16 protein-coding genes are annotated in these 19,367 nt (G+C 69.2%); 8 read left to right on the top strand and 8 right to left on the bottom strand.

The genetic code is table 11. From position 1 onward, the window contains the following. The first annotated feature begins 11 nt into the window (after positions 1-11). Together ACOCEP_RS20190 and ACOCEP_RS20185 are read left to right on the top strand one after the other, a co-directional pair. Positions 12-701 carry a response regulator gene (locus ACOCEP_RS20190; protein ID WP_482339249.1) on the top strand — a complete coding sequence of 230 codons (690 nt, stop codon included), beginning with the start codon at positions 12-14 and terminating at the stop codon, positions 699-701. Continuing rightward, entirely contained in the window at positions 698-2,167 is a 1,470-nt protein-coding gene (locus ACOCEP_RS20185; RefSeq protein ID WP_482339247.1) for a sensor histidine kinase, read from the top strand. The genes ACOCEP_RS20190 and ACOCEP_RS20185 overlap by 4 nt, the downstream gene beginning before the upstream one ends. Here ACOCEP_RS20185 and ACOCEP_RS20180 read toward each other — a convergent pair. The 3 genes from ACOCEP_RS20180 to ACOCEP_RS20170 form a co-directional block, all read right to left on the bottom strand. Next, positions 2,133-3,206 (bottom strand): hypothetical protein, encoded by a 1,074-nt coding sequence (locus ACOCEP_RS20180; RefSeq protein ID WP_482339246.1) that lies wholly within the window; start codon positions 3,204-3,206, stop codon positions 2,133-2,135. The two genes, ACOCEP_RS20185 and ACOCEP_RS20180, sit on opposite strands and share 35 nt — an antisense overlap. A 67-nt stretch (positions 3,207-3,273) precedes the next feature. Continuing rightward, complete coding sequence (locus tag ACOCEP_RS20175) at positions 3,274-3,711, bottom strand: hypothetical protein (RefSeq protein ID WP_482339244.1); 438 nt, start codon at positions 3,709-3,711, stop codon at positions 3,274-3,276. Between the two features lie 15 nt (positions 3,712-3,726). Then, on the bottom strand, positions 3,727-5,064 hold the full coding sequence (locus ACOCEP_RS20170) for an LVIVD repeat-containing protein (protein WP_482339768.1): 1,338 nt from the start codon (positions 5,062-5,064) through the stop codon (positions 3,727-3,729). 100 nt (positions 5,065-5,164) lie between these two features. On the opposite strand from ACOCEP_RS20170, the gene ACOCEP_RS20165 reads away from it, so the two are divergent. Beyond that, the gene (locus ACOCEP_RS20165) at positions 5,165-6,607 is read left to right on the top strand and encodes a peptide ABC transporter substrate-binding protein (RefSeq protein WP_482339242.1); all 1,443 of its coding nucleotides are present in this window, start codon (positions 5,165-5,167) and stop codon (positions 6,605-6,607) included. Here the strand turns inward: ACOCEP_RS20165 and ACOCEP_RS20160 are convergent. Then, on the bottom strand, positions 6,587-7,486 hold the full coding sequence (locus ACOCEP_RS20160) for a LysR family transcriptional regulator (protein WP_482339240.1): 900 nt from the start codon (positions 7,484-7,486) through the stop codon (positions 6,587-6,589). The genes ACOCEP_RS20165 and ACOCEP_RS20160 overlap by 21 nt on opposite strands. 71 nt (positions 7,487-7,557) lie before the next feature. Here ACOCEP_RS20160 and ACOCEP_RS20155 point away from each other — a divergent pair, with 71 nt between their 5' ends. Then, complete coding sequence (locus ACOCEP_RS20155) at positions 7,558-8,592, top strand: SDR family oxidoreductase (protein ID WP_482339238.1); 1,035 nt, start codon at positions 7,558-7,560, stop codon at positions 8,590-8,592. 238 nt (positions 8,593-8,830) lie between these two features. Here the strand turns inward: ACOCEP_RS20155 and ACOCEP_RS20150 are convergent, their stop codons facing one another. Further along, positions 8,831-9,571 (bottom strand): SDR family oxidoreductase, encoded by a 741-nt coding sequence (locus tag ACOCEP_RS20150; protein WP_482339236.1) that lies wholly within the window; start codon positions 9,569-9,571, stop codon positions 8,831-8,833. Positions 9,572-9,792: 221 nt separating this feature from the next. Between ACOCEP_RS20150 and ACOCEP_RS20145 the strand changes: the two genes are divergently transcribed. Together ACOCEP_RS20145 and ACOCEP_RS20140 are read left to right on the top strand one after the other, a co-directional pair. Beyond that, positions 9,793-10,200, top strand: a complete 408-nt coding sequence (locus ACOCEP_RS20145) for a YegP family protein (RefSeq protein ID WP_482339234.1) — start codon at positions 9,793-9,795, stop codon at positions 10,198-10,200. Between the two features lie 156 nt (positions 10,201-10,356). Continuing rightward, positions 10,357-11,448 carry a substrate-binding domain-containing protein gene (locus tag ACOCEP_RS20140; RefSeq protein ID WP_482339233.1) on the top strand — a complete coding sequence of 364 codons (1,092 nt, stop codon included), beginning with the start codon at positions 10,357-10,359 and terminating at the stop codon, positions 11,446-11,448. Between the two features lie 129 nt (positions 11,449-11,577). Here ACOCEP_RS20140 and ACOCEP_RS20135 read toward each other — a convergent pair whose 3' ends face one another. From ACOCEP_RS20135 to ACOCEP_RS20125, 3 genes are all read right to left on the bottom strand, one after another. Next, positions 11,578-13,470, bottom strand: a complete 1,893-nt coding sequence (locus ACOCEP_RS20135) for a S8 family peptidase (RefSeq protein WP_482339231.1) — start codon at positions 13,468-13,470, stop codon at positions 11,578-11,580. 192 nt (positions 13,471-13,662) lie between these two features. Further along, positions 13,663-14,565 (bottom strand): sortase, encoded by a 903-nt coding sequence (locus ACOCEP_RS20130; protein WP_482339230.1) that lies wholly within the window; start codon positions 14,563-14,565, stop codon positions 13,663-13,665. Further along, on the bottom strand, positions 14,562-16,916 hold the full coding sequence (locus ACOCEP_RS20125; protein WP_482339228.1) for a hypothetical protein: 2,355 nt from the start codon (positions 16,914-16,916) through the stop codon (positions 14,562-14,564). Before ACOCEP_RS20125 ends, ACOCEP_RS20130 begins: the two co-directional genes overlap by 4 nt. Positions 16,917-17,174: 258 nt before the next feature. On the opposite strand from ACOCEP_RS20125, the gene pstC reads away from it, so the two are divergent. Both pstC and pstA read left to right on the top strand, forming a co-directional pair. After that, positions 17,175-18,164, top strand: a complete 990-nt coding sequence (gene pstC / locus ACOCEP_RS20120; RefSeq protein ID WP_482339227.1) for a phosphate ABC transporter permease subunit PstC — start codon at positions 17,175-17,177, stop codon at positions 18,162-18,164. Further along, a complete protein-coding gene (pstA, locus tag ACOCEP_RS20115; RefSeq protein WP_482339225.1) occupies positions 18,164-19,288 on the top strand; it encodes a phosphate ABC transporter permease PstA in 1,125 nt (374 codons plus the stop codon). The genes pstC and pstA overlap by 1 nt, the downstream gene beginning before the upstream one ends. Positions 19,289-19,367: the final 79 nt, after the last annotated feature.

The following is a 19,367-nucleotide window of genomic DNA, read 5'->3' as shown; positions in this document are numbered from 1 at the left end:
TTGGGGGAACCATGCCGCGCATCCTGCTCGTCGAGGACGACGTCGCACTCGCCGAAGCGCTCACGCTCGCGCTGAAGGCCCTCGGCCATGACGTCGTCGTCGCGCCGACCGGGGAGCGGGCGCTGGAGGCGCTGTTCACCGACCGGCGCGAACTCGATTTCGTCCTGCTCGACGTCATGTTGCCCGGGATGGACGGGTTCGAGGTATGCCGCCGGATCCGCGCGCGCAGCCGGTTGCCGCTGGTCCTGCTGACCGCCCGCGGCGACCCGATCGACATCGTCGCCGGGCTGGAGTGCGGAGCCGACGACTACGTGGTCAAACCCGTCGAACCGCGGGTGATCGACGCGCGGATCAAGGCGATCGGGCGGCGTGCCGTCACCGCTCCCGGGCCGTCGGCCGGTCAGTTGCGGGTCGGACGGCTGGAGATCGACGCGGCCGCGATGAGCGTGATGCGCGACGGCGTCGAACTGGCGCTCACCGCGACCGAGATCCGGTTGCTGGTCGAGTTCGCCGAGCATCCCAACCAGGTACTGAGCAGGCGGACGTTGCTGAAACGGGTCTGGGACTACGGCTATGTCGGCGATTCGCGGATCGTGGACGCGGCGGTCGCGCGGTTGCGGGCGAAGATCGAGGACGATCCGGCGAATCCCGTGGTGCTGAAGACCGTGCGCGGACTCGGCTACCGGTTGGTGGGCGAATGAGATTCGGACTGCGTGCCCGGGTGACCGCGGCGGTCGTGGTGGTGACCACGACGGCGACGGTGATCATGGCCTTCAGCGCGGCCAAGATCCAGGAGGACGACGCGCTCGACCGGTTCACCGCCGCGGCGAAGACGTCGTTCGGAGCGATGTTCGGCCAGGCATGGCCTCATCTCGAACAGTCCATGGCGGGCTCCACCCGGGCCTTGGAGATGTTCTCCCAAGGAATGGACAAGGCCGCGGCGGACTGGATGCTCGTCACGAGCCATCCCCAGCTGACCAACGACGACTTCAAAGCCCCCGAAGGACCTCTCACGGTCGTCAAGGCCTCTTCGCAAAGCCACGACTGGGCGACGGGTGCCAAGAACGCGGCCCCTCCAGACCGGCGAGCCGCGCTGGAAAGCGTGCGGAACCTGGTCATCCAGCGGACCCAGGGGCCGGCGAAGCTGTTGTCGGCGACCACGACCGATCCGGCGACCGGGCGCAGGATCCTCGTGCTGAGCGGGAACTTCGTCGCGTACTGGGTGGTGCAGTTCTTCGACCTCACCGGCTTCGAGCAGGATCTGGCCGCCCAGCGCTGGAAACTGGTGTGGATCGCACTCGGTGTCACCGTCTTCGGCGTGGCGGCGGCCGTCTTCGCGGCGGGCCGGATCCGGCGGCCGGTGCTGCGAGTCGCCTCCGCCGCGCGTGACCTGGGCGACGGCGCCTTCGACGTCCGCGTCCCGGTGAAGGGCCGCGACGAACTCGCCGATCTCGCCGCGTCGTTCAACACGATGGCCGATCGGGTCGGCGCGGCGATCGGGGAACTGCGCGCCAAGGATCGCCAGCAGCAACGGTTCGTCGCCGACGTCGCCCACGACCTGCGGACCCCGCTCGCGTCGATGGTCGCCACGGTCGACACCCTCGACGACGCCGGGCCCGAGGTCAGGACCCGCGCGGCCGAGTTGCTCGGGACGCAGACCCGGCGCCTGGCGCGGCTCGTCGAGGATCTGCTGGAGATCTCGCGGTTCGACGCGGGTTCGGCGGACCTGCGGCCCGAACTCGTCGACCTGCCCGCGCTCGTCGAGGACGCGATCGGGGTCAGCGTGCCGGAGACGCCCGTCCAGGTGACGAGTACCGGCGACACGACCGTCTCCGCCGACCCGCGCCGCGTCCACACCATCGTGGGCAACCTGCTGGTCAACGCCGAGCGGTACGGCCGGACGCCGATCACCGTGACGGTGGAAGGCCTTTCCGACGCGGTGCTGATCCGGGTTTCCGACGCCGGACCTGGCGTGCCCGAGGAGTTACGACCGATCCTGTTCGACCGGTTCGTACGCGGCGATCACGCGCGCCAGGCGACCGAGGGCAGTGGGCTGGGGTTGTCGATCGCCAGGGAGAACGCGCTGATCCACGGCGGGGACGTCACCGTGGACAACGATCGCGGCGCCGTTTTCACCGTGCGGCTTCCACGGGAGTCACCAGAGTGAGCCACCGTGGCGCGTAACCGTCGAAATACGGCATCGGGACGTGCGTGAGGACCAGCACGAGCGCGGTCAACACACCGATCTGGGACAGTTTCAGCTCGCGGTGGCCGAGCCAGAGCCACACCACCACGAAGAAGCCGGTGACCAGCAGGAAGCCCCATCGGGCGTCGTCCCAGCCGCCGAAGGCGAGCAGCACCGGCGCCGCGATCGCGGCGGCGGGCACCACGGCGGAGAGCGTCGGACGGTGCAGGTAAAGGAAACCCCCGAGCACCACGGCCACGATCGGCAGCAGGTAGAGCAGGACACCGGTGATCGAGTACAGCCGCCAGCTTTCGGCCTGGGTGCGCCCGAACAGGTGCAGCGCGTCGGCGCGGTAGCGGAAGTCCGCTGTGGACAGTAAGCGCCCGAGAGCGTCGACGGTGCCGGGAGCGGCGGGCGGCAGCGCGAGAATCCCGAGGCCGAGGATCGCGGACGGACTGAGCAGCGCGCACGCGCGCCGGAGCGGAACCTTCCGCAGCAAGGCGAATCCGAAGATCGGCAGCACGGTGAGCAACGCGATCTCGTGCACCGTCACCGAAAGCGCCATCAGCGCGCTCGCCGGCACAAGCTTGTTCCGGTGGGTCGCCCACAGTGCGCCGAACAGCAGGAGATACAGCACCTGGTCGAAGTAGCCGACCTCGTGGAACAGGTAGCCGCCGGTCGGCAACAGAAGCCAGACGACGATCAACCACCGCCGGCTTTCGCTGCGACTGCGGAAGAAGGCGAGCGTCAAGACCGCCAGTACCGCGCCGAGGACGGCGAAACTCGCGACCGCGAAGACCGCGTAGTCGTGCCCGAAGGGTTTCAGGAGCGTGCCGACGAGGAAACGGCGGTGGAATCCGTCCGTCAGGGACACGGCCTGCAGGGTGGCCGCCCACTCCCCCGGCATCCGGAACCCGGTGTATCCGGCGACGAGGAGGGCGATCGCGAACAGTGCCGTGACGCTTCGCCGCGGAGTCTTCCCGGCGACGGGGACCGGGGCCCGCTCGAGCAAGGTGGTCATGACGCCAAGCTAGGAACGGATCGTCCCGCTGCCGTGATGGTCCCGCGACAGTTCCGCCACGGAACCGTTACATGGTTGTCGAAGAGAGGAAGGCCTGTTCGGACCCGTCGGCGACGAACGCCGTCCGCGCCTTGCCGTTCATGGGAAGCTCGCAGGAAAGCCACTTCATCCCGGACGGGAAGAGTCCCTTCAAGGACTCGGGCACCGCGGGTGAAGCCGCCTGGCACTTGTAGCCGGACAGCACCTTCGCGACGGCCTCGCGACGCAGCTTCACCACCGCGGACAGCCGGAAGTCGGACGGCCCCGGCGCCGCGTCCCGCCCTTCGGAGGTGCCCATCCGCTCCTCGACCCAGGACGCCTGGACGATCTCGCCGACCTCCGGGAACGTCTCGGCGACCGGCGCCGGATCGGTGTGGACGGCCACTTCCTTCGGCGGGACCGGATCACAGGCCGCGAGCAGGACGATCGCGGCCGTGATCCCCAGGATCTTCCCCATGGTGCGCATGGGGAAGATCCTGCCTCAGGCGGTGAGCTTCAGGATGTCGATTCCGCGAGTGTTGTCGGCGACATAGACGTAACCCTTGTGCCAGTAGGGCGCCCACGCGCTGGCGTCCGCCGGGCGGAAGTAGGCGATCTGCTTCGGGTCGGTCGGGTCGCTGACGTCGAGGAACCGCGTGCCCTGCGCGTAGAACGACTGCACGAGGACCTTGCCGCGGATGTCGAAGTAGTGCGCGGAGCAGTCACCCGACGCCGGGTCGCTGCCCTCCTGCCCGGCGACGCTCCAGGTGCCGACGGACTTGAGGCGGAACGGCTTCTCCGGCGTCGAACGCCAGCCTTCGCCGTTGTAGGAGTTCTGCAGCGACGAGATCGTCAGCACGCCGTCACCGGCACAGCCGTCGAGGAACGACTCTTCGGTGGCGTAGATCAGGTCGCGGCCGCGCCAGCGGTTCGAGTCGGCGCCGTCGGCGGAGCGGTGTCCCGCCGGGTGGAAGCTGTTGTGCATGAACTTCGAGGGCGCCGCCGTCTCCTCGATCCCACCGCCCGCGTAGGGCACCGGGTCGAACGGCGTCGCACGGCGGACCTTCCCCTGCACGGGATCGCGGTGGTAGCCGTTGGTCCAGTAGCCGCGGACGCCGCCCCGCCCGGAAACCCACGCCACGCCCTCGGCGTCGACCTGGACGTCGTGCACGTAGTCGGTCTTGCCGTCGTTGCGGGCGAGTTCGATCGGGTTCGGGAACGTCTTGGGGTTGCGCGGGTCGCGGATGTCGGTCACCCAGATCGGGCGGCCACCCCACTCCGCGGGCTGGTTCGCGGCCTTGGACGGGCCACCGGTCCACAGGTACCGGCAGTCGTCGACGCAGCTGGTCGTATGACCGGCGGGCACCTTGGTGTAGCTCAGGAGGACCGGTTTGTCCGGGTTCTTCAGGTCGATGATGTAGATACCGGACTCGCCGGTCTGCGTGGTTCCGCCGTAGGCACGCGGGTCCCGCGCGAGGAAGACGAGCTTGCGCTTGACGTCGACCTCGGTGTCCTCGGTCTCCCACAGGCCGGGAAGGCTGACCTCGCCGATCAGCTTCGGGGCGGTGGGGTTCTTCGTCAGGTCGTAGACCTTCAGGCCGAACTCGCCGGAAACCGCCATGACGTCACGCTTGCCGTACTGCAGGAACCCCATGGCGATGGCGCCCTGCGCGTCGGGCACGTTGCCGACGGCCTTCACGTTCTTCACCGCGCCGGGCGCGCCGGCGACCCGGACCTTTTCGGCGGCCGGTTTGTCCTCGTCGCCGCACGCCGCGGCGGGCAGGCCGGTGGCGATCAGGGTCGCGGTGACCGTGGTGAGCGCCAAACACGAACGGAGCAACCAGTTTCCTCGCACAGAAACCTCCCAGGCTGGTCACTGCACTCTATGATCGCCACTTTGCCCGCACAACCACCAATGGTCGGTGTGGGACTGCTATGACATGACCATGCGCTTGCGTCTTCTGGCCCCGCTCCTCGCCGCCGTCCTGGTCGCGGCGGGCTGCACCGAATCCGGCGAACCGCCCGCACCGGACGTTCTTCGCGTGGGCCTGGCCGCCCCGGCGACCCTGCTGCCCGCCGACGTCCGCGACCAGTCCGGACGGATGGTCACCGGCGCGCTGTGGACGCCGCTGGCCGACTACGACCCGGTGACGGGGAAGACGGCGCCGCGCGCGGCCGAAGCGTTCACCAGCGCCGATCGGATCACGTGGACGGTGAAGCTCAAGGACGGCGGGAAGTTCCACGACGGCACGCCGGTGACCGCGCAGTCCTATGTGGACACCTGGAAGGCGATCGGCGCGGAGCAGTGGCAGGCGTCGCGGGTGCTCAAGGATCTCCTGCGCACCAAGGAGATCACCGCGCCGGATCCGCTGACCATCCGGCTCGTGCTCGACCGGCCGTCGGGTCAGGTTCCGGCGCTGCTGTCGTCGCCCGCGCTGGTCCCCCTGCCCGCGTCGGCGCTGGCTTCCCGTGACTGGGCCGGTTTCGCGCAGCGGCCCGTCGGCAACGGGCCGTTCCGGCTGGAGGGCACGTGGCAGCCGTCGGGCGGCAAACTGGTCCGGGTGGCGGACGCGGCGGGCAAGGCGCGCGTGATCGAACTCGAGACCGGCGACGCGGCGGCGCAGTACGACGAGGTCAAGGCCGGAAAGCTCGATCTCGCCACGTTCGTCCCCGGCGATCGCCACGAGGCCATGCACGCCGACTTCGCGCAACGGCACGTGATGTGGGCCCTGCCCACCGTCGCCTACCTCGGGTTTCCCTTGACCGCACCGCATTTCTCCGACGCGACCGTCCGGCACGGCTTCGCGCTCGGGATCGATCGCGCGGCACTGGAGGCCGGCGCCCTCGGCAAGCAGGTGGATCCGGCGAAATCGCTGCTGCCGCCCGCCGTCGCGCCGGGTGAGCGCAGCAGCACCTGCCGCCCCTGCACGTTCGACGCCGAAGCCGGGAAATCCCTGCTGACCCAAGCGGAGTTCCCGGCCACACCTGTCCACTTCGGACAGTCGCAGGCGAGCTGGCAGCGACCGCTCGCGGAGCAGGTCGGCAAGACGGTCGGTGTCCCGCTCGCCGCCGAGCCCGGACAAGGACCGTTCGCGATCGACGTCGCCCTGACGACGCCGAGCCCGCAGGAAGTGCTGGCCGAGATCGTGAAGGCGACCGGCTACCAGAGCGACGGATTCGCCGACCTGCTGAAATCCGCCGAGGAGATCGAAGCGGGCGAGAGCGGCGAGGTCTACCGGCTGGTGGAGAACCAGCTGCTCCGGGATCTCCCGGTCGTGCCGCTGTGGTCCGGGCACGGGCACGCCGTCTGGGCGGACCGGGTGGGCGACGTCAAGGCGACGCCGTTCGGCGGGGTGGACCTGTCAGGCGCCTCCGTGCGGTGATCCGAGCGTGCACTCCCCCGCGACGACGTCGATGAAGGCCGCGGTCAGCGGGTCGGGCGTGCTGCGGCAATAGGCGGCGAGCGTGCGCCGGATCGCCGGTTCGGGCCGGAGGACGCGGCCAGGGAAACCTTCGGGCAGGACGTTGGCCGGGACCAGCGCGGGACCGAGACCCGCCGCCGCGAGCACCGGCGCCGCCGCGCTCTGTTCGGTCCGGACCGCCGCCCTGGGCTGGAACCCCGCCGCGGCGCACGCCTGGTCGACGAGGTCGGCGAGGCCGTTGCCCGGCGCGTAGTGCACCCACGCGCAGTCCGCGAGGGTCGCCAGATCGACGACGCCGGTGCCGTCGTCCTCGCGCGGCCCGTCGATCGGCAGGACCACGACGAACTCCTCGGCACCGATCTCGCGGACCGGCCCGTCCCAACCCGGCGGGACCGGACCGACCGCGACGTCGGCCTCCCCCGCCGCCATGGCCTCGCGGAGCTCGTCCGCGTGCCGGAACTCCACCAGCCGGACGTCGACCTCCGGCCGCTCCCGGCGCCAGACCCGCAACGCCGCGGGCAGGACTCCGATGCCGACCGAGTAGACCGTCGCGATCTGGAGCTCCCCGGCCTCCAGCCCGGACGCCTGCCGGGCCGCGCACCGCGCGCGTTCGGCGTCGGCGAGGGTGGCGCGGGCGTGCGGCAGCATGGCGCGCCCCATCGGGGTGAGCCGGACGTTGCGCGGCAGCCGTTCGAGCAGCGGGCCGCCGACGCCCTTCTCCAGCGCGCGCACCTGATGCGACAGCGCGGGCTGCGTCACATGCAGCATTTCGGCGGCCTTGGTGAACGAGCCGGTGTCGACGACGGTCACCAGGTACTCGAGTTGCCGCAAGCTAGTCATGAAGAGAGTTTATCGGACCGGTGAGATCTATGCCTTGGACTTATCTGCGGGCTGGGTCCAGGCTCGAGGACATGAACGAAGAACGCAAGGTCGCCCTGGTCGCCGGGGCCAACGGGGTCATCGGCAAGAACCTGATCGAACACCTGGAAACCCTGCCCGGCTGGCGCGTCATCGGCCTGTCGCGGCGCGGCGGCCCCGGCCAGATCGCGGTCGACCTGCTCGACGCGGAGGACACCCGCGCGAAACTCGGCGGCCTGGACGACGTCACGCACGTGTTCTACGCGGCCTATGTCGACAAGCCGACCTGGGCCGAGCTGGTCCCGCCGAACCTGGCGATGCTGACCAACCTCGTCGACGCGATCGAACCCGCGGCACCCGGCCTGCGTCACGTCAGCCTCATGCAGGGCTACAAGGTGTACGGCGCCCACCTCGGCCCGTTCAAGACCCCGGCGCGCGAGGACGACGCCGGGCACATGCCGCCCGAGTTCAACGTCGATCAGCAGTCCTTTTTGGAGCACCGCCAAGCGGGGAAGACCTGGACGTGGTCGGCGATCCGGCCGTCGGTGGTCGGCGGGACCGCGCTGGGCAACCCGATGAACCTCGCGCTGGCCATCGCGGTCTACGCGTCGATCTCGAAGGAACTCGGGCTGCCGCTGCGGTTCCCCGGCAAACCCGGCGCGTACGACAGCCTCCTGGAAATGACCGACGCCGGTCTGCTCGCGAAGGCCACCGTGTGGGCGGCCGGAGCGGAGAACGAGGCGTACAACATCGCGAACGGAGACCTGTTCCGATGGAGCGACCTCTGGCCGCGGATCGCGCGGTACTTCGACCTGGAGGTGGCGCCGCCGCTGCCGATGTCGCTGGACGTCGTCATGGCGGACAAGGAGGAGCTCTGGACTTCGATCGCCGCGAAGTACGGCCTCGAAGTGCCGTACAGCGCCGTTTCGTCGTCGTGGGCGTTCGCGGACTTCGTGTTCGGCTGGGACTACGACATGTTCGCGGACGGCTCGAAGGCGCGGCGCGCGGGATTCCACGAGTACACGGAGACGTCGGCGATGTTCTTCCGGCTGTTCGACGAGTTCCGGAAGGCGAAGGTGATCCCGTGATCTCTCGTGAGCGGTAAGGCAAAGGGGTCCTGCCGGGTGGCGAGTCCGGGGGTGCTCGGCGAGGTGAAGGGAGCTTTCCTCTCATCGCACGCGAGGAAAGTCCCCTTCGCCACAGGGGTCCTTACGGGCGACGGAAGGCTCGGACACGTCGCGAAAGCCACTTTCGCGACGTGTGATGTCCCGAAAGTGGCTTTCGCGACACCGAAGCCCGCATCCAGCAAGCGCCCGAACACGATCGCTAGCCGCGCCCGATGTACGGCATCGCGGTCGCCGTGACGGTCAGGAACTGGACGTTCGCGTCCAGCGGCAGCCCGGCCATGTACAGCACGGCGTCCGCGACGTGCCGGGCGTCGAAGGTCGGCTCGGCCTTGACGCTGCCGTCGGCCTGCGGGATCCCATCGGCCATCCGCAGGGTCATCTCGGTGGCGGCGTTGCCGATGTCGATCTGTCCACAAGCGACGTTCCAGGCGCGGCCGTCGAGGGAGATCGACTTCGTCAACCCGGTGACCGCGTGTTTCGTCGCGGTGTAGGCGACGGACGCGGGACGCGGGGCGTGCGCGGAGATCGAACCGTTGTTGACGATCCGGCCGCCGCGCGGGTCCTGCGCCTTCATCAGCCGCACGGCCTGCCGCGCGCACAGGAACATCCCGGTCAGGTTCGTGTCGACGGCACGCTTCCAGTCCGCGAAGGACAGTTCGTCGACGGTCCCGCCCACCGACACACCCGCGTTGTTCACCAGGAGATCCAGCCGCCCCCACTCCGCACGCACCGTCTCGAACAAGGCGGCGACGGAATCCGGATCGGTGACGTCGGTGGGCACGGCGAGCGCGTTCGCGGCGTCGTCCGCGGTCTCGGCCAGCGCTTCGGCGCGGCGGCCGGCGAGGGCGACCCGGTAGCCGGCGCCGAGTAACGCGCGAGAGATCTCCCTGCCGAGCCCGGAGCCCGCCCCGGTGACGACCGCGGTCCTGCCGTTGCCCATCGATCCTCCTCGCAGACCGTGCCGGACCGATCCGGCTCGGTGATTGTTTTCCGATTACCCGCGTCCGTTCAGGCTAGCGCGCCGCCGCCGGGGGAAAACGTTCACCCGTCGGCCGTCGCGCCTTCACGAAAACTGGTAACCCCTTCACCACATCGCGGCGATTCACCGGATGTGATCAGGGGGAATTCACACCGTTCACCTCGCCGTCAGGACGGTGAACGGTGAAGAAGAATCCACGCTTTCAGCTCGTCCAGACCGGCGAGCAGACCATTCGATGGCGGCTGCTCGGCGGCAACAACGTGTCGCTGGGTTCGGCGCCCGACGACTATCCGCGAGCCGAGGAATGCCTCGCCGCGATCGCCTGGCTCAGTACCCACATTTCCGAGCTGACCAGCGATTTCAGTCATCTCAGCGGTGGGCGGTGGCGCTGGCGCCTGCACCGGGAAGACCGGATCGTCGCGATCGCCAGCCACGCCTACGGGCGGCGTATCGAGGCGCAGCGCGGCCTCGACCGATTCCGCTCGGCCACCACCGAGGCGTCCATCGGCGAAGGAATCGAGACGATAGCCGATTGGCGCCGGAAATACCGGCGCGATTCCGGCGGTATTTCACCGAATCGTTCTCCGTGACGGCCGCTCACGGAAAGTGCGTTCCCCGGAGATTAACCACCAGGACGTCGGGCGGGAACGCGAAGCACCGCCGCCGGACAGTGTTGCGGAGCGAGGATTGGGCCAAGTCACGGAATCCCGTGACGACTTGGGGACTAGAGAAAGAGTGCAAACAAGATGCGTGCTCGTACCACTCGGTTTCTCGGCGCCACCGCCATCGCCGCGTGTGCCTGCCTCACCCTGACCGGCACCGCCTCGGCGGTCGCCCCGGCCAACGGCCTCGAAGACGTCCTGGCCGCGGCGGGTTCGGACACCACCGTCGACATCACCGGCGCGATCCTGGCCAACGCCAACGGCGCCGCCTGGAACAGCGACCCCGACAACCACGTCAACATCCCGCCGCTGCTGGCCCCGGGCGGCACCTTCACCGTGCCCGGTGACCTGTACGCCGACGAGGTCGTCTACAACACCTCGACCACCCTCCCGCCGAACGGCTCGTCCCAGGGCAAGGCCGCGCTCAAGGCCTCCGGTGACGCGGGCGACGGCAAGATCGACATCGCGCGGTCGTCCTCGCCCCGCGGCTCGTCCGACCCCGCGTCGTTCGAGTACTACTCGTTCGCCACCGACGGTGTCACCTGGTCGTCCTCGGCGACCGGCTCGGGCGCGGGCCTGTCGCTCACGCTGGCGCAGCTGCGCGGCATCTACGACGGCTCCATCACCAACTGGAACCAGGTCGGTGGCGCCAACGCCGCCATCGTCGTCTACCTGCCCCAGACCGGCTCCGGCACGCTGAGCTTCTTCACCACCACCGTCCTCGGCTTCGACCCCACCACCAAGCCGGTCACCATCAAGCGGTTCCAGGAGCACGACGGCAACTCCATCGCCGCCGCCGACCGTGCCAACGCGATCGCCCCGTTCTCCATCGCGCAGTGGATCGCCCAGGGCAACGCGGTGACCGCGGACAAGCGCGCGGGCTTCACCGTGAACCCGCTGACCGGCGCCGGCTTCGACGGCTCCCCGGTCGCCGGTTCGGCCGGCAACTACACCCCGGCCTTCACCACGGCGTTCCTGGGCTCGCGCAGCGTCTACCACGTGCTCGACACCCGCACGCCGAGCTACGACCAGGCCCAGCGCGCCGTCGGCTTCGCCGCCGGTGACACCGCCGCGACCGCCAGCCCGCTGTGCGGTGGCCAGCTCGCCACCACCATCAAGCGGTACGGCTTCCTGACCGTCTCCGGCCCGAACGGTCTTTCCTGCGTCAAGTCCTGACCACCTCCTAGCGCGTGAAGGCCCCCTTCCCTCGTCCATCCATGCCCCCGCCACCGCCCTCAACGGACGCGCTGGCGCGCGGCATACCTGGACTCCACCGAGGGAAGGGGGCCTTCACGCGCTACGCGGCTACTTCGGGGCGACGCCCAGTGCGTCGAGCGCCGGGCCGGTCATGATCACGCCCGCGCCGGTGACCGGGTCGAAGCCCGGGGCACCGAGGTCGATCGCGGTCGACACCAGCGCGTTCCGGATCTCCGCCTGGGTCGCGGCCGGCTTGCCCTGCTTCAGCAGCGCGGCGATGGCGGCGGCGCTCGGCGCGGCGGCCGAGGTCCCGAAGAACGGCTGGAAGCCGGTCACCGAGGTCGCGACGCCGTCGGCCGCGGTGATGTCCGGCTTGTTCCGCGTCGCACCACCGGTCGAGGACACGTTGCCCGGGGTGATCACCGAGCCGTCCGGGTTGTAGAACTGGTGACGGCGACCGTCCGAAGTGAACCGCTCCCATTTGCTGGCGGCGGTGAACAGGCCCGGGTACGGTCCGGCCGGGTTCGCCGGGTCACCGGCTTCGAGCGCGCGGCCGAAGGCACCGGCGGCCGGGGCGGCCGCGACGCTGAAGGCGTTGACGGCCGCCGAGTGGCCGGAGGTGACACCGTTGGTGCTGAAGGCTTTCAGGTCACCCGAAGCGACGAAGCGGCCGCGGATCACGTTGAGCGCGATGAACCGGTCGGAGCCGCTGTACTTGACCACGGCGACCTTGAAGCCCGAGCCGCTGGCGGGGACCTGGGCGATCTCGTACGGGTTCTGGGTGCCGTTCTGCGCGCCCTCGCTGGAGGCGACGACCGCGCCGGACGAGTTCAGGACGAACAGGTCGTAGTCGCTGGTGGCCTTGCCCCACGGGTCGGACCAGAACAGGGTGACGTAGCGGCCGACCGAGTTCGGCGACAGCGCGTTGTACAGCTGGGTCGTCGCGCTCGGGTCGAAGTCGTGCGGTGTGCCGGTGATCCCGGAGATCTTGCTGCCGGAGCCGCGGAAGTCACCTTCGTAGTAGCCGCTGGTGCCGTCGGTCAGATTGCCCGAGTTCCCCGCGGAGGAGAAGTAGAGCGCGCCGTTCGCGGTCACGTCGTTGACGGCCTGCGCGACCGGGCCGTCCTGGAACGGCGACTCGTCGAAGTAGGAGACGTCGTCGACGATGATCGTGCACTTGCCGGTGGTGCGCAGGGCGCGGATGTTGTCGGCGAAGCTCTGCTCGCTGGTGAAGGCGGTCGCGAAACCGAGCGCGGCGCCGGGCGCCATGTCGTGGATGATCTCCAGCATCGCGGTGCCTTCGTCACCGCTGCCGGCCTGGCCGGGGAGGACGTCGACGGCGGGGAGTTCGCCGGCGGTCTGCGACGCCTGGAGCGACTTGATGCCGTCCGAAAGCACGCAGACCTTCTGGCCCGCGCCGGTGACGCCGTACTTGGTGCGGGCGGTGTCGTTGCCGTGCGCCTTGTCGCCCTCGGCGACCTGCAGCGCGGCGGCGGTCTTCTTGGCCGCGGCCTGGCGCCGGTCCTGCGGGGCGGATTCGTTCCAGGTCATGGCCTGGGAGGCGGCCTTGACCTCGGCGACGTCACCGCGTCCGGCGATCGCGTCGACGGCGGTCAGGGGGAGGTCGGCGCGGATCGCACCGGCGGGTGAGGCGTAGCGGACGGTGCCACCCGCCGCCTTGACGGCGTCCACCAGGGCCTGTCCGGCGCCCTTGATGTCCACCGCGACGGTGCCGGCGTCGCTGACGCCCAGCCCGGTCCGGTACTCGGGGAGCTTGCCCGCCAGGCCCTTGTCGGCGCGGAGGCGCTTCTCGACGACGAGCTGGCTCGACTGCTTGCGCTCGGCCGGGGTGAGGCTCTTCTTGATGCTCTGCAGGGCGCTGATCCCGGCCTGGGTGCGCACCTCCTCCGACGGCTGGGCACCGGAAACCGCGGTCGACAGCAGCAAAGCACCGACCGCGACCGGAACCGAGCATGTGACCACCCGGCTGAATCTGCTCATTGAATTCTCCCTGTTCCCACACGGCACAGCCCGTGACAGGAATTCCTTCGGCTACCCGAATGAATTACCCCTGACCGGGTGTAATGGGGAGAATCTAAAGAGCGATCAGTGAGGAGTCCACCGACCAAAGTCGGTATCGGGGGAAGATCCACATCGTGGGAGTGATTTCGGTCCGAAAAGACCGAAATCGCGCTAAGCCCATGCGGGGAAAAGCCGCCAAAGCGCCAAAGCCGCCAGTGACGCCAGGGTGAGCAGCACCGGACCGGTGATGACGTAGGTGGAGACCGGCCGCCACCGGCGGTAGAGGAACGTCGCCCCGGCCGCCGCCACCACGAACCCGCCGAAGGCCAGCACGAGCCCGGCCCACGCGTCGCCGTCGCCGGTCCGGCCGTCCTGCGCGTCCGCCTTGCCGTTCTGCGGGGTGGGCCGGAAGGGCCTGCCCTCCAGGACGGCGGTCACCACGGTCGCCTCCTCCGCCGCCAGCGGCCACCAGGACGCCGAGGTCACCAAGGTCAGCCGATCGTTCTGGGTCTTGCCGTAGTCCACCCCCTCGTCGAGCGGGCGGGTGGCCTTCTCGGTCACCCGGTAGACGGACTTGCCCTGAGTCGTCGCGACGACGATCTCGTCACCGGGTTCCAGCGCGTCCAGGGAACCGAACGGGCCACCGTAACCCGCGTTGCGCGCCGCGATCGCGGCGTTGCCCGGCTGCCCCGGACCGGCGGTGCCGGGCACGTGGCCAGGGCCGGACGCGGTCTCCCCGCTCGACGCGCCTTCGACGACGACCTGCTGCAGCTTCAGCGCGGGAATCTCCAGCACGGCGACCGGCTTCCCGAACTCGACCGGTTCGGTGGGCGGAGGGGCACCGAAGAGGCTCTGGCTGGCCCCCAGCGCCAGGCCGATCTCACCGCGGATCTCGGTCAGTGCCTTCCGCTGGTCGCTCGCCTGGAGCATCGGCCCCAGCGCGTAGACGACCAGGGCCAGCGCCACCAAGGTGGTGACCAGCCAGGCGGCGACGACGGTGCCGATCCATCCCGGACCGAAACTCAGGAACCGGGTGTCCGGTTCGCCCTGTCTCTCTTCGACGGAGGTGCTCATGCCGCTCCTCCGGCCGATTTCCGCCGCAGGAGCCCGAAGAGCATGGCGAACGCGGCCCCGATCTCGGCCAGCGCGACGACCAGCCACCTCGGCACCGGGCGCCCGGCGGCGACGTACGCCGTCGCGGACGGGAGCGTCGCCAGGATCACCAGCGCCACCAAGGGAATGAGCGCGCCCAGCACCCCGGCCCCGGCGAACTTCGGGATGTCGATCGACTCGGCGAGGTTCTTGGCCGCCAGCACGCTTTCCGGGGTCGGGGCGGCCGCGGGCGCGGGTCCGGTGGCGGCCGCCCCCGCCGACGTCCCGGCCGGTGAACCCGTTCCCCCGGAGGGACCGGACAACGAGGAATTGGCGGCCGTCGTGACACCAGTGCCACCCGCCGGCGGCGGATTCTTCGCTTCTTCCCTTTCCTGACAGGCTTCTTGGACCGTCCCGGTACCGATCTTGGCCACTCGCGCGGGAACGGTGGCCGCCAGGCCAGGGCTCAGCGGGGTCATCCCCGGCGGAAGCAGCGACTGGCCGTAGCCGCTCGCCAGTTCGGCGACCGCCTTCAGCTGCGCCTGCTTCTCGGTCATCGGCTTGCAGGTCGCGTCGATCAGCGGATTGACCGGCGCGGCCAGGTATTCGACGAAGGTCAGCGGATACGCGCCGCCCTTGGTCGCGGTGCCCGGCTGCACGGTCCCGTCCGCGCCGACCTGCATCGAATCGGCCGCCAGCTGCAGGCTCTCCTTGGTCGGCGCGACGAAATTCCCCTTGCCGTCCGGAAGCGCGACCGGCGCCCAGCCGTAGGCCCGCGCCGTCGCGAGATCGGTGACGACCCAGCTCATACAGCCGCCGGTGCAGACGAATCCCGTTCCGACGACACCGTTCTGCACCGTCTTGCGCACGGCGAGCTGACCGGTTTTCGCGTCGACGTTGTGCAGCGAAAAGGCACCGGGGTCGAGCGCGTTCAGATCGGAGATCACCCCTGGCGACTTCCCGTCCAGCTCACCGAAGTATTCCTTTCCCTTCTTCGGGAACACCCAGGCCGACGGCGCGGCCTCCGCGAGCACCTTGCTCAACGCGAGCGGGACGGTGCCCGGTCCGGATTCCCCGGTCACCCCGAAGAAGTCCAGGCTCTCGGCGCCAGCCCTCGCCCTGGCCGCGTTCGCCTCGTTCTCTCTCGTGACGGAGACGAGCCCAGGATTGCGGTTCACGAGCGGGGAGCCGTTCCGGAAGATGCCGCCCCGGCCGTCCAGATCGGGTTCCTGCCCGCCCTTGGTGATCATGTTCGCGAGTTCGTCGTGGGTGAACCGCAGGGTGCCGGTGAACTTCGCGTTGAGCGAGCTCCCGTTGTCGTCGGTGTCGGTCGGCGACCAGCCGACCGCGGCCACGACCGCCGCGTTGATCCCGACCGGGATGTACTGCCGGTCCCGGACGGTCTGGGTGGCGAGCGCGTTCCCGCTGCCGGTGACGACGAGATCCGAGGTGCCCTTGTCGAACGCGGTCAGGCCGGCGTTCTCCGTCTCGTTCACGATGTTGACCGGTTGCTCTGCCTGGGTGGGCGCGCAGAGAGCCTGGTTCCAGGCGACCGCGGCCCGGCCCAGCCGCTCCGGCATGCTGGCGCCGAGCGTGTGCTGACCGGCGCCCTTGCACCCTTTGACACCGAGTTCCTGCTGCGACGGGGTGAATCGGATCGAGCTGTCGATCCAGGTCACGAACGCGCCGTCCGCGTTCTTCGCGGTGATCGTGACCGCGACCGAACAGGGATTGTTCTCGTCACAGCGGAAGGAATACTTGTTGCGGGTCTTCGCACCGGTCGCCGGATCGACGACGTCGGGATTGGCCGCCCAGGAAACCGTGGGCGGCTTGTCGGCCTGACCTTCGGCGTTCTGGTTGAAGGTGGTGTACAGCGGGTCCCAGATGATCGGTTTCGGGGTGGTGGAGCCGAGCGGGATCTGGGTGTCGATGACGATGTCGCCGGTCCTGCTGCTGCGGCGGCCGGTGGCACTGTCCATATGCGCCGCGTTCGCGATGAACTCGTCCTTCAACCCTCCGCAGTAGGCATTGACCCGCGCGCTGACGGAGGTTTCCCGGTTCCACGGCGGTTTTCCGGCGACCTTGATCAGATTGTCCGGCAGGACCGCGGGGCAGACCTTCAGGGACGCCTGGGCACCGCTCGCCAATCCCGACACCGTGATCCGCACCGGCTCGCCGTTCCGGGCCGCCGACAGATCGGCGGGCTCGGTCTTGAGGGTGTACGGCGGGTTCGACGGCGCTTGCGCCTGTGCCGCGGGGACGGACACACCCGTGACCATCAGCACCCCGCAGATCAGCAAGATCCCGACTTGTCTCGCACGGACGAAGAACACGGACGACTCCCAAGGTGCGCGGGCATACGGCGGAGAGCGGGACTCGATCACGAGCCGCACCGAAACCCAACGTCCCCGAGTCACCCGTTCGGGGTCAACCGTCCCCGGACCCGCCCCGGCACACATTCACATTCGCCCCGTCGGGCGTTCTCCGCGTGGACACCTTTCGCGGGATCGGGCACCACATACTGGCCGCATCGAGGGGCGAAGTGGTGTGCCCTGAACACCTTTACTTACCGATACGAAGGAAGGCCGCTCGTGACCGTCGCGCCACCCCGGCCCGACCCGTCCCCACCGGGAGCACCGGTGCGGCGGGCGATCACCGAAGTCCTTTCCCGGGCCGACCGGGCGTTCCGCCGGGTCACCACCGGCGCCGGGCTGGCCATGCTGGGCATCCTCCTGGTCATCGGCTTCTTCCTGGTCTATCGGTCCGGGCCCGCCTTCGACAACAGCGGCTTCGGTTTCTTCACCACCATCCGGTTCGACCCCGCCTCCGGCGTCCTCGGCGTGCTGGGCCTCCTGTACGGCACGATCGTGGTCGCGCTCATCGCGGTCGGAGTCGCCGTGCCGCTGAGCATCCTCGCTGCGCTGTTCATCACCGAGTACTCCAGCGGCCGGATCCGCGGGTTTCTCACCGGCCTCGTCGACCTGCTCGCCGCCATCCCGAGCCTGTTGTACGGCTTGTGGGGATTCAGTTTCCTCGGCCCGCAGATCGTCCCGGTTTCGACGTGGCTGACCGAGAACCTCGGCTGGTTCCCGCTGTTCGCGTCCAAGGAGAACACGCTCTACATCCAGTCCATGTTCATCGCCGGCCTGGTGGTCTCGCTGATGGTCCTGCCGATCACGACCTCGGTGATCCGTGAAGTGTTCGCGCAGACCCCGCCCGGGGAAAAGGAAGCGGCGCTCGCGCTGGGCAGTACGCGGTGGGGGATGGTGAAAACGGTCGTGCTGCCCTTCGGCCGTGGCGGCATCATCGGCGGCTCGATGCTCGGGCTCGGCCGCGCGCTCGGCGAGACGATCGCCGTTTCCCTGCTGCTGCCCCAGGTTCCGGAGATCACGAAGCACATCCTCCAGTTCGGCGGCGCGACCATCTCCGGGTTCATCGCCAACAACTCCGGCGCCTCCGGCCTCTCGCTGTCCGGACTGATGGCGGCGGGCCTGGTGTTGTTCGTCTTCACCTTGGCCACGAACTTCACCGCTTCGGTGATCATCTCCAAGAGCCGGTCCGGCGCGGGGGTGGATGCCTGATGACCGCGACAGTCACTCCCCCGGTCTCGTCCGGCCCGCGCAAACTCGTCAAACGCCGCCCGTCGGAGACCACGCGGCAGGACCGGCTGGCGGCACTCGGCTGCGCGGTTTCGGCCACGCTGCTCACCTGGTTCGTCATGCACCTGCTGCTGGAATCCCCTGGCTGGCTGGCGGATCTGATCGTCGCGTACCTGCTGTATCTGGCGATGCTCTACCTCGTCACCCGCGACCGTTTGGGCAAACTGGCCGCGTCGGACCGGATCGTGTCGACGGTCGTGGTCTCCGGGGCGCTCACTCTCCTCGTCCCGTTGCTGTTCCTGTTGACCTACATCGTGATCGAGGGCGCGCCGTACCTGCGGCTGGACTTCTTCACCCATGACATGTCCGCGGTCGCGCCGACCGATCCGGTCACCGCGACCGGTGGTCTGCACGCCGTCGTCGGCACCCTTCAGCAGACCGCGCTGACCCTGGTGTTCGTCGTTCCGCTGGGCGTGCTCACCGCGATCTTCCTGAACGAGACGCGGTCGCGGTTCCGCCGTCCGGTGCGGATCATGGTCGACGCGATGAGCGGTCTGCCGTCGATCGTGGCCGGCCTGTTCATCTACGCGGCACTGATCATCCCCGGTATCCAGGCTGGCGTGGGACTGTTCAGCTACAACGGTTTGATGGCCACCCTGGCGCTGACGATGGTCATGCTGCCGACGGTGACGCGGACCGTGGACGTGGTGCTCCGGCTGGTCCCGGACGGCCTGCGCGAGGCGTCGCTGGCCCTCGGGGCGAGCCGGGCGAGGACGGTGTGGTCGGTGGTGCTGCCCACCGCGCGCACCGGCGTCACCACCGCCGTGATCCTCGGCATCGCCCGGGTGGCGGGCGAAACGGCACCGCTGCTGTTCACCTCGTTCGGCTCGCTCGCGATGAACGCCAACCCGTTCTCCGCGCCACAGGAGAGCATCCCGCTGTTCATCTTCCGCTTCATCAAGCAGCCGCTGGAAAACGTCCAGCAGCGCGGTTACGTCGGCGCGCTCGTGCTGATCCTGCTCATCTTCGGCCTGTTCGCGATCGCCAGGATCGTCGGGCGTGACCGGTCGAAGCGCAAGGCGAAAAGAACGAAGGAGAACCGGTGACCGACACCACCGAATTGTCCACTGTGGACGATAGCGGGGAAAACCCGTACTCCACCGGCTATCTCACTCCCCGCGACGC

It is taken from the genome of Amycolatopsis sp. CA-211722, assembly GCF_056828465.1.
This window is presented reverse-complemented; position numbering and strand designations above follow the sequence as displayed.

Coding starts and splice junctions, on each gene's coding strand:
- ACOCEP_RS20190 (WP_482339249.1), top strand. CDS start 12: ATGCCGCGCATCCTGCTCGTCGAGGACGACGTCGCACTCGCCGAAGCG.
- ACOCEP_RS20185 (WP_482339247.1), top strand. CDS start 698: ATGAGATTCGGACTGCGTGCCCGGGTGACCGCGGCGGTCGTGGTGGTG.
- ACOCEP_RS20180 (WP_482339246.1), bottom strand. CDS start 3,206: ATGACCACCTTGCTCGAGCGGGCCCCGGTCCCCGTCGCCGGGAAGACT.
- ACOCEP_RS20175 (WP_482339244.1), bottom strand. CDS start 3,711: ATGCGCACCATGGGGAAGATCCTGGGGATCACGGCCGCGATCGTCCTG.
- ACOCEP_RS20165 (WP_482339242.1), top strand. CDS start 5,165: ATGACCATGCGCTTGCGTCTTCTGGCCCCGCTCCTCGCCGCCGTCCTG.
- ACOCEP_RS20160 (WP_482339240.1), bottom strand. CDS start 7,486: ATGACTAGCTTGCGGCAACTCGAGTACCTGGTGACCGTCGTCGACACC.
- ACOCEP_RS20155 (WP_482339238.1), top strand. CDS start 7,558: ATGAACGAAGAACGCAAGGTCGCCCTGGTCGCCGGGGCCAACGGGGTC.
- ACOCEP_RS20150 (WP_482339236.1), bottom strand. CDS start 9,571: ATGGGCAACGGCAGGACCGCGGTCGTCACCGGGGCGGGCTCCGGGCTC.
- ACOCEP_RS20140 (WP_482339233.1), top strand. CDS start 10,357: ATGCGTGCTCGTACCACTCGGTTTCTCGGCGCCACCGCCATCGCCGCG.
- ACOCEP_RS20135 (WP_482339231.1), bottom strand. CDS start 13,470: ATGAGCAGATTCAGCCGGGTGGTCACATGCTCGGTTCCGGTCGCGGTC.
- ACOCEP_RS20130 (WP_482339230.1), bottom strand. CDS start 14,565: ATGAGCACCTCCGTCGAAGAGAGACAGGGCGAACCGGACACCCGGTTC.
- pstA (WP_482339225.1), top strand. CDS start 18,164: ATGACCGCGACAGTCACTCCCCCGGTCTCGTCCGGCCCGCGCAAACTC.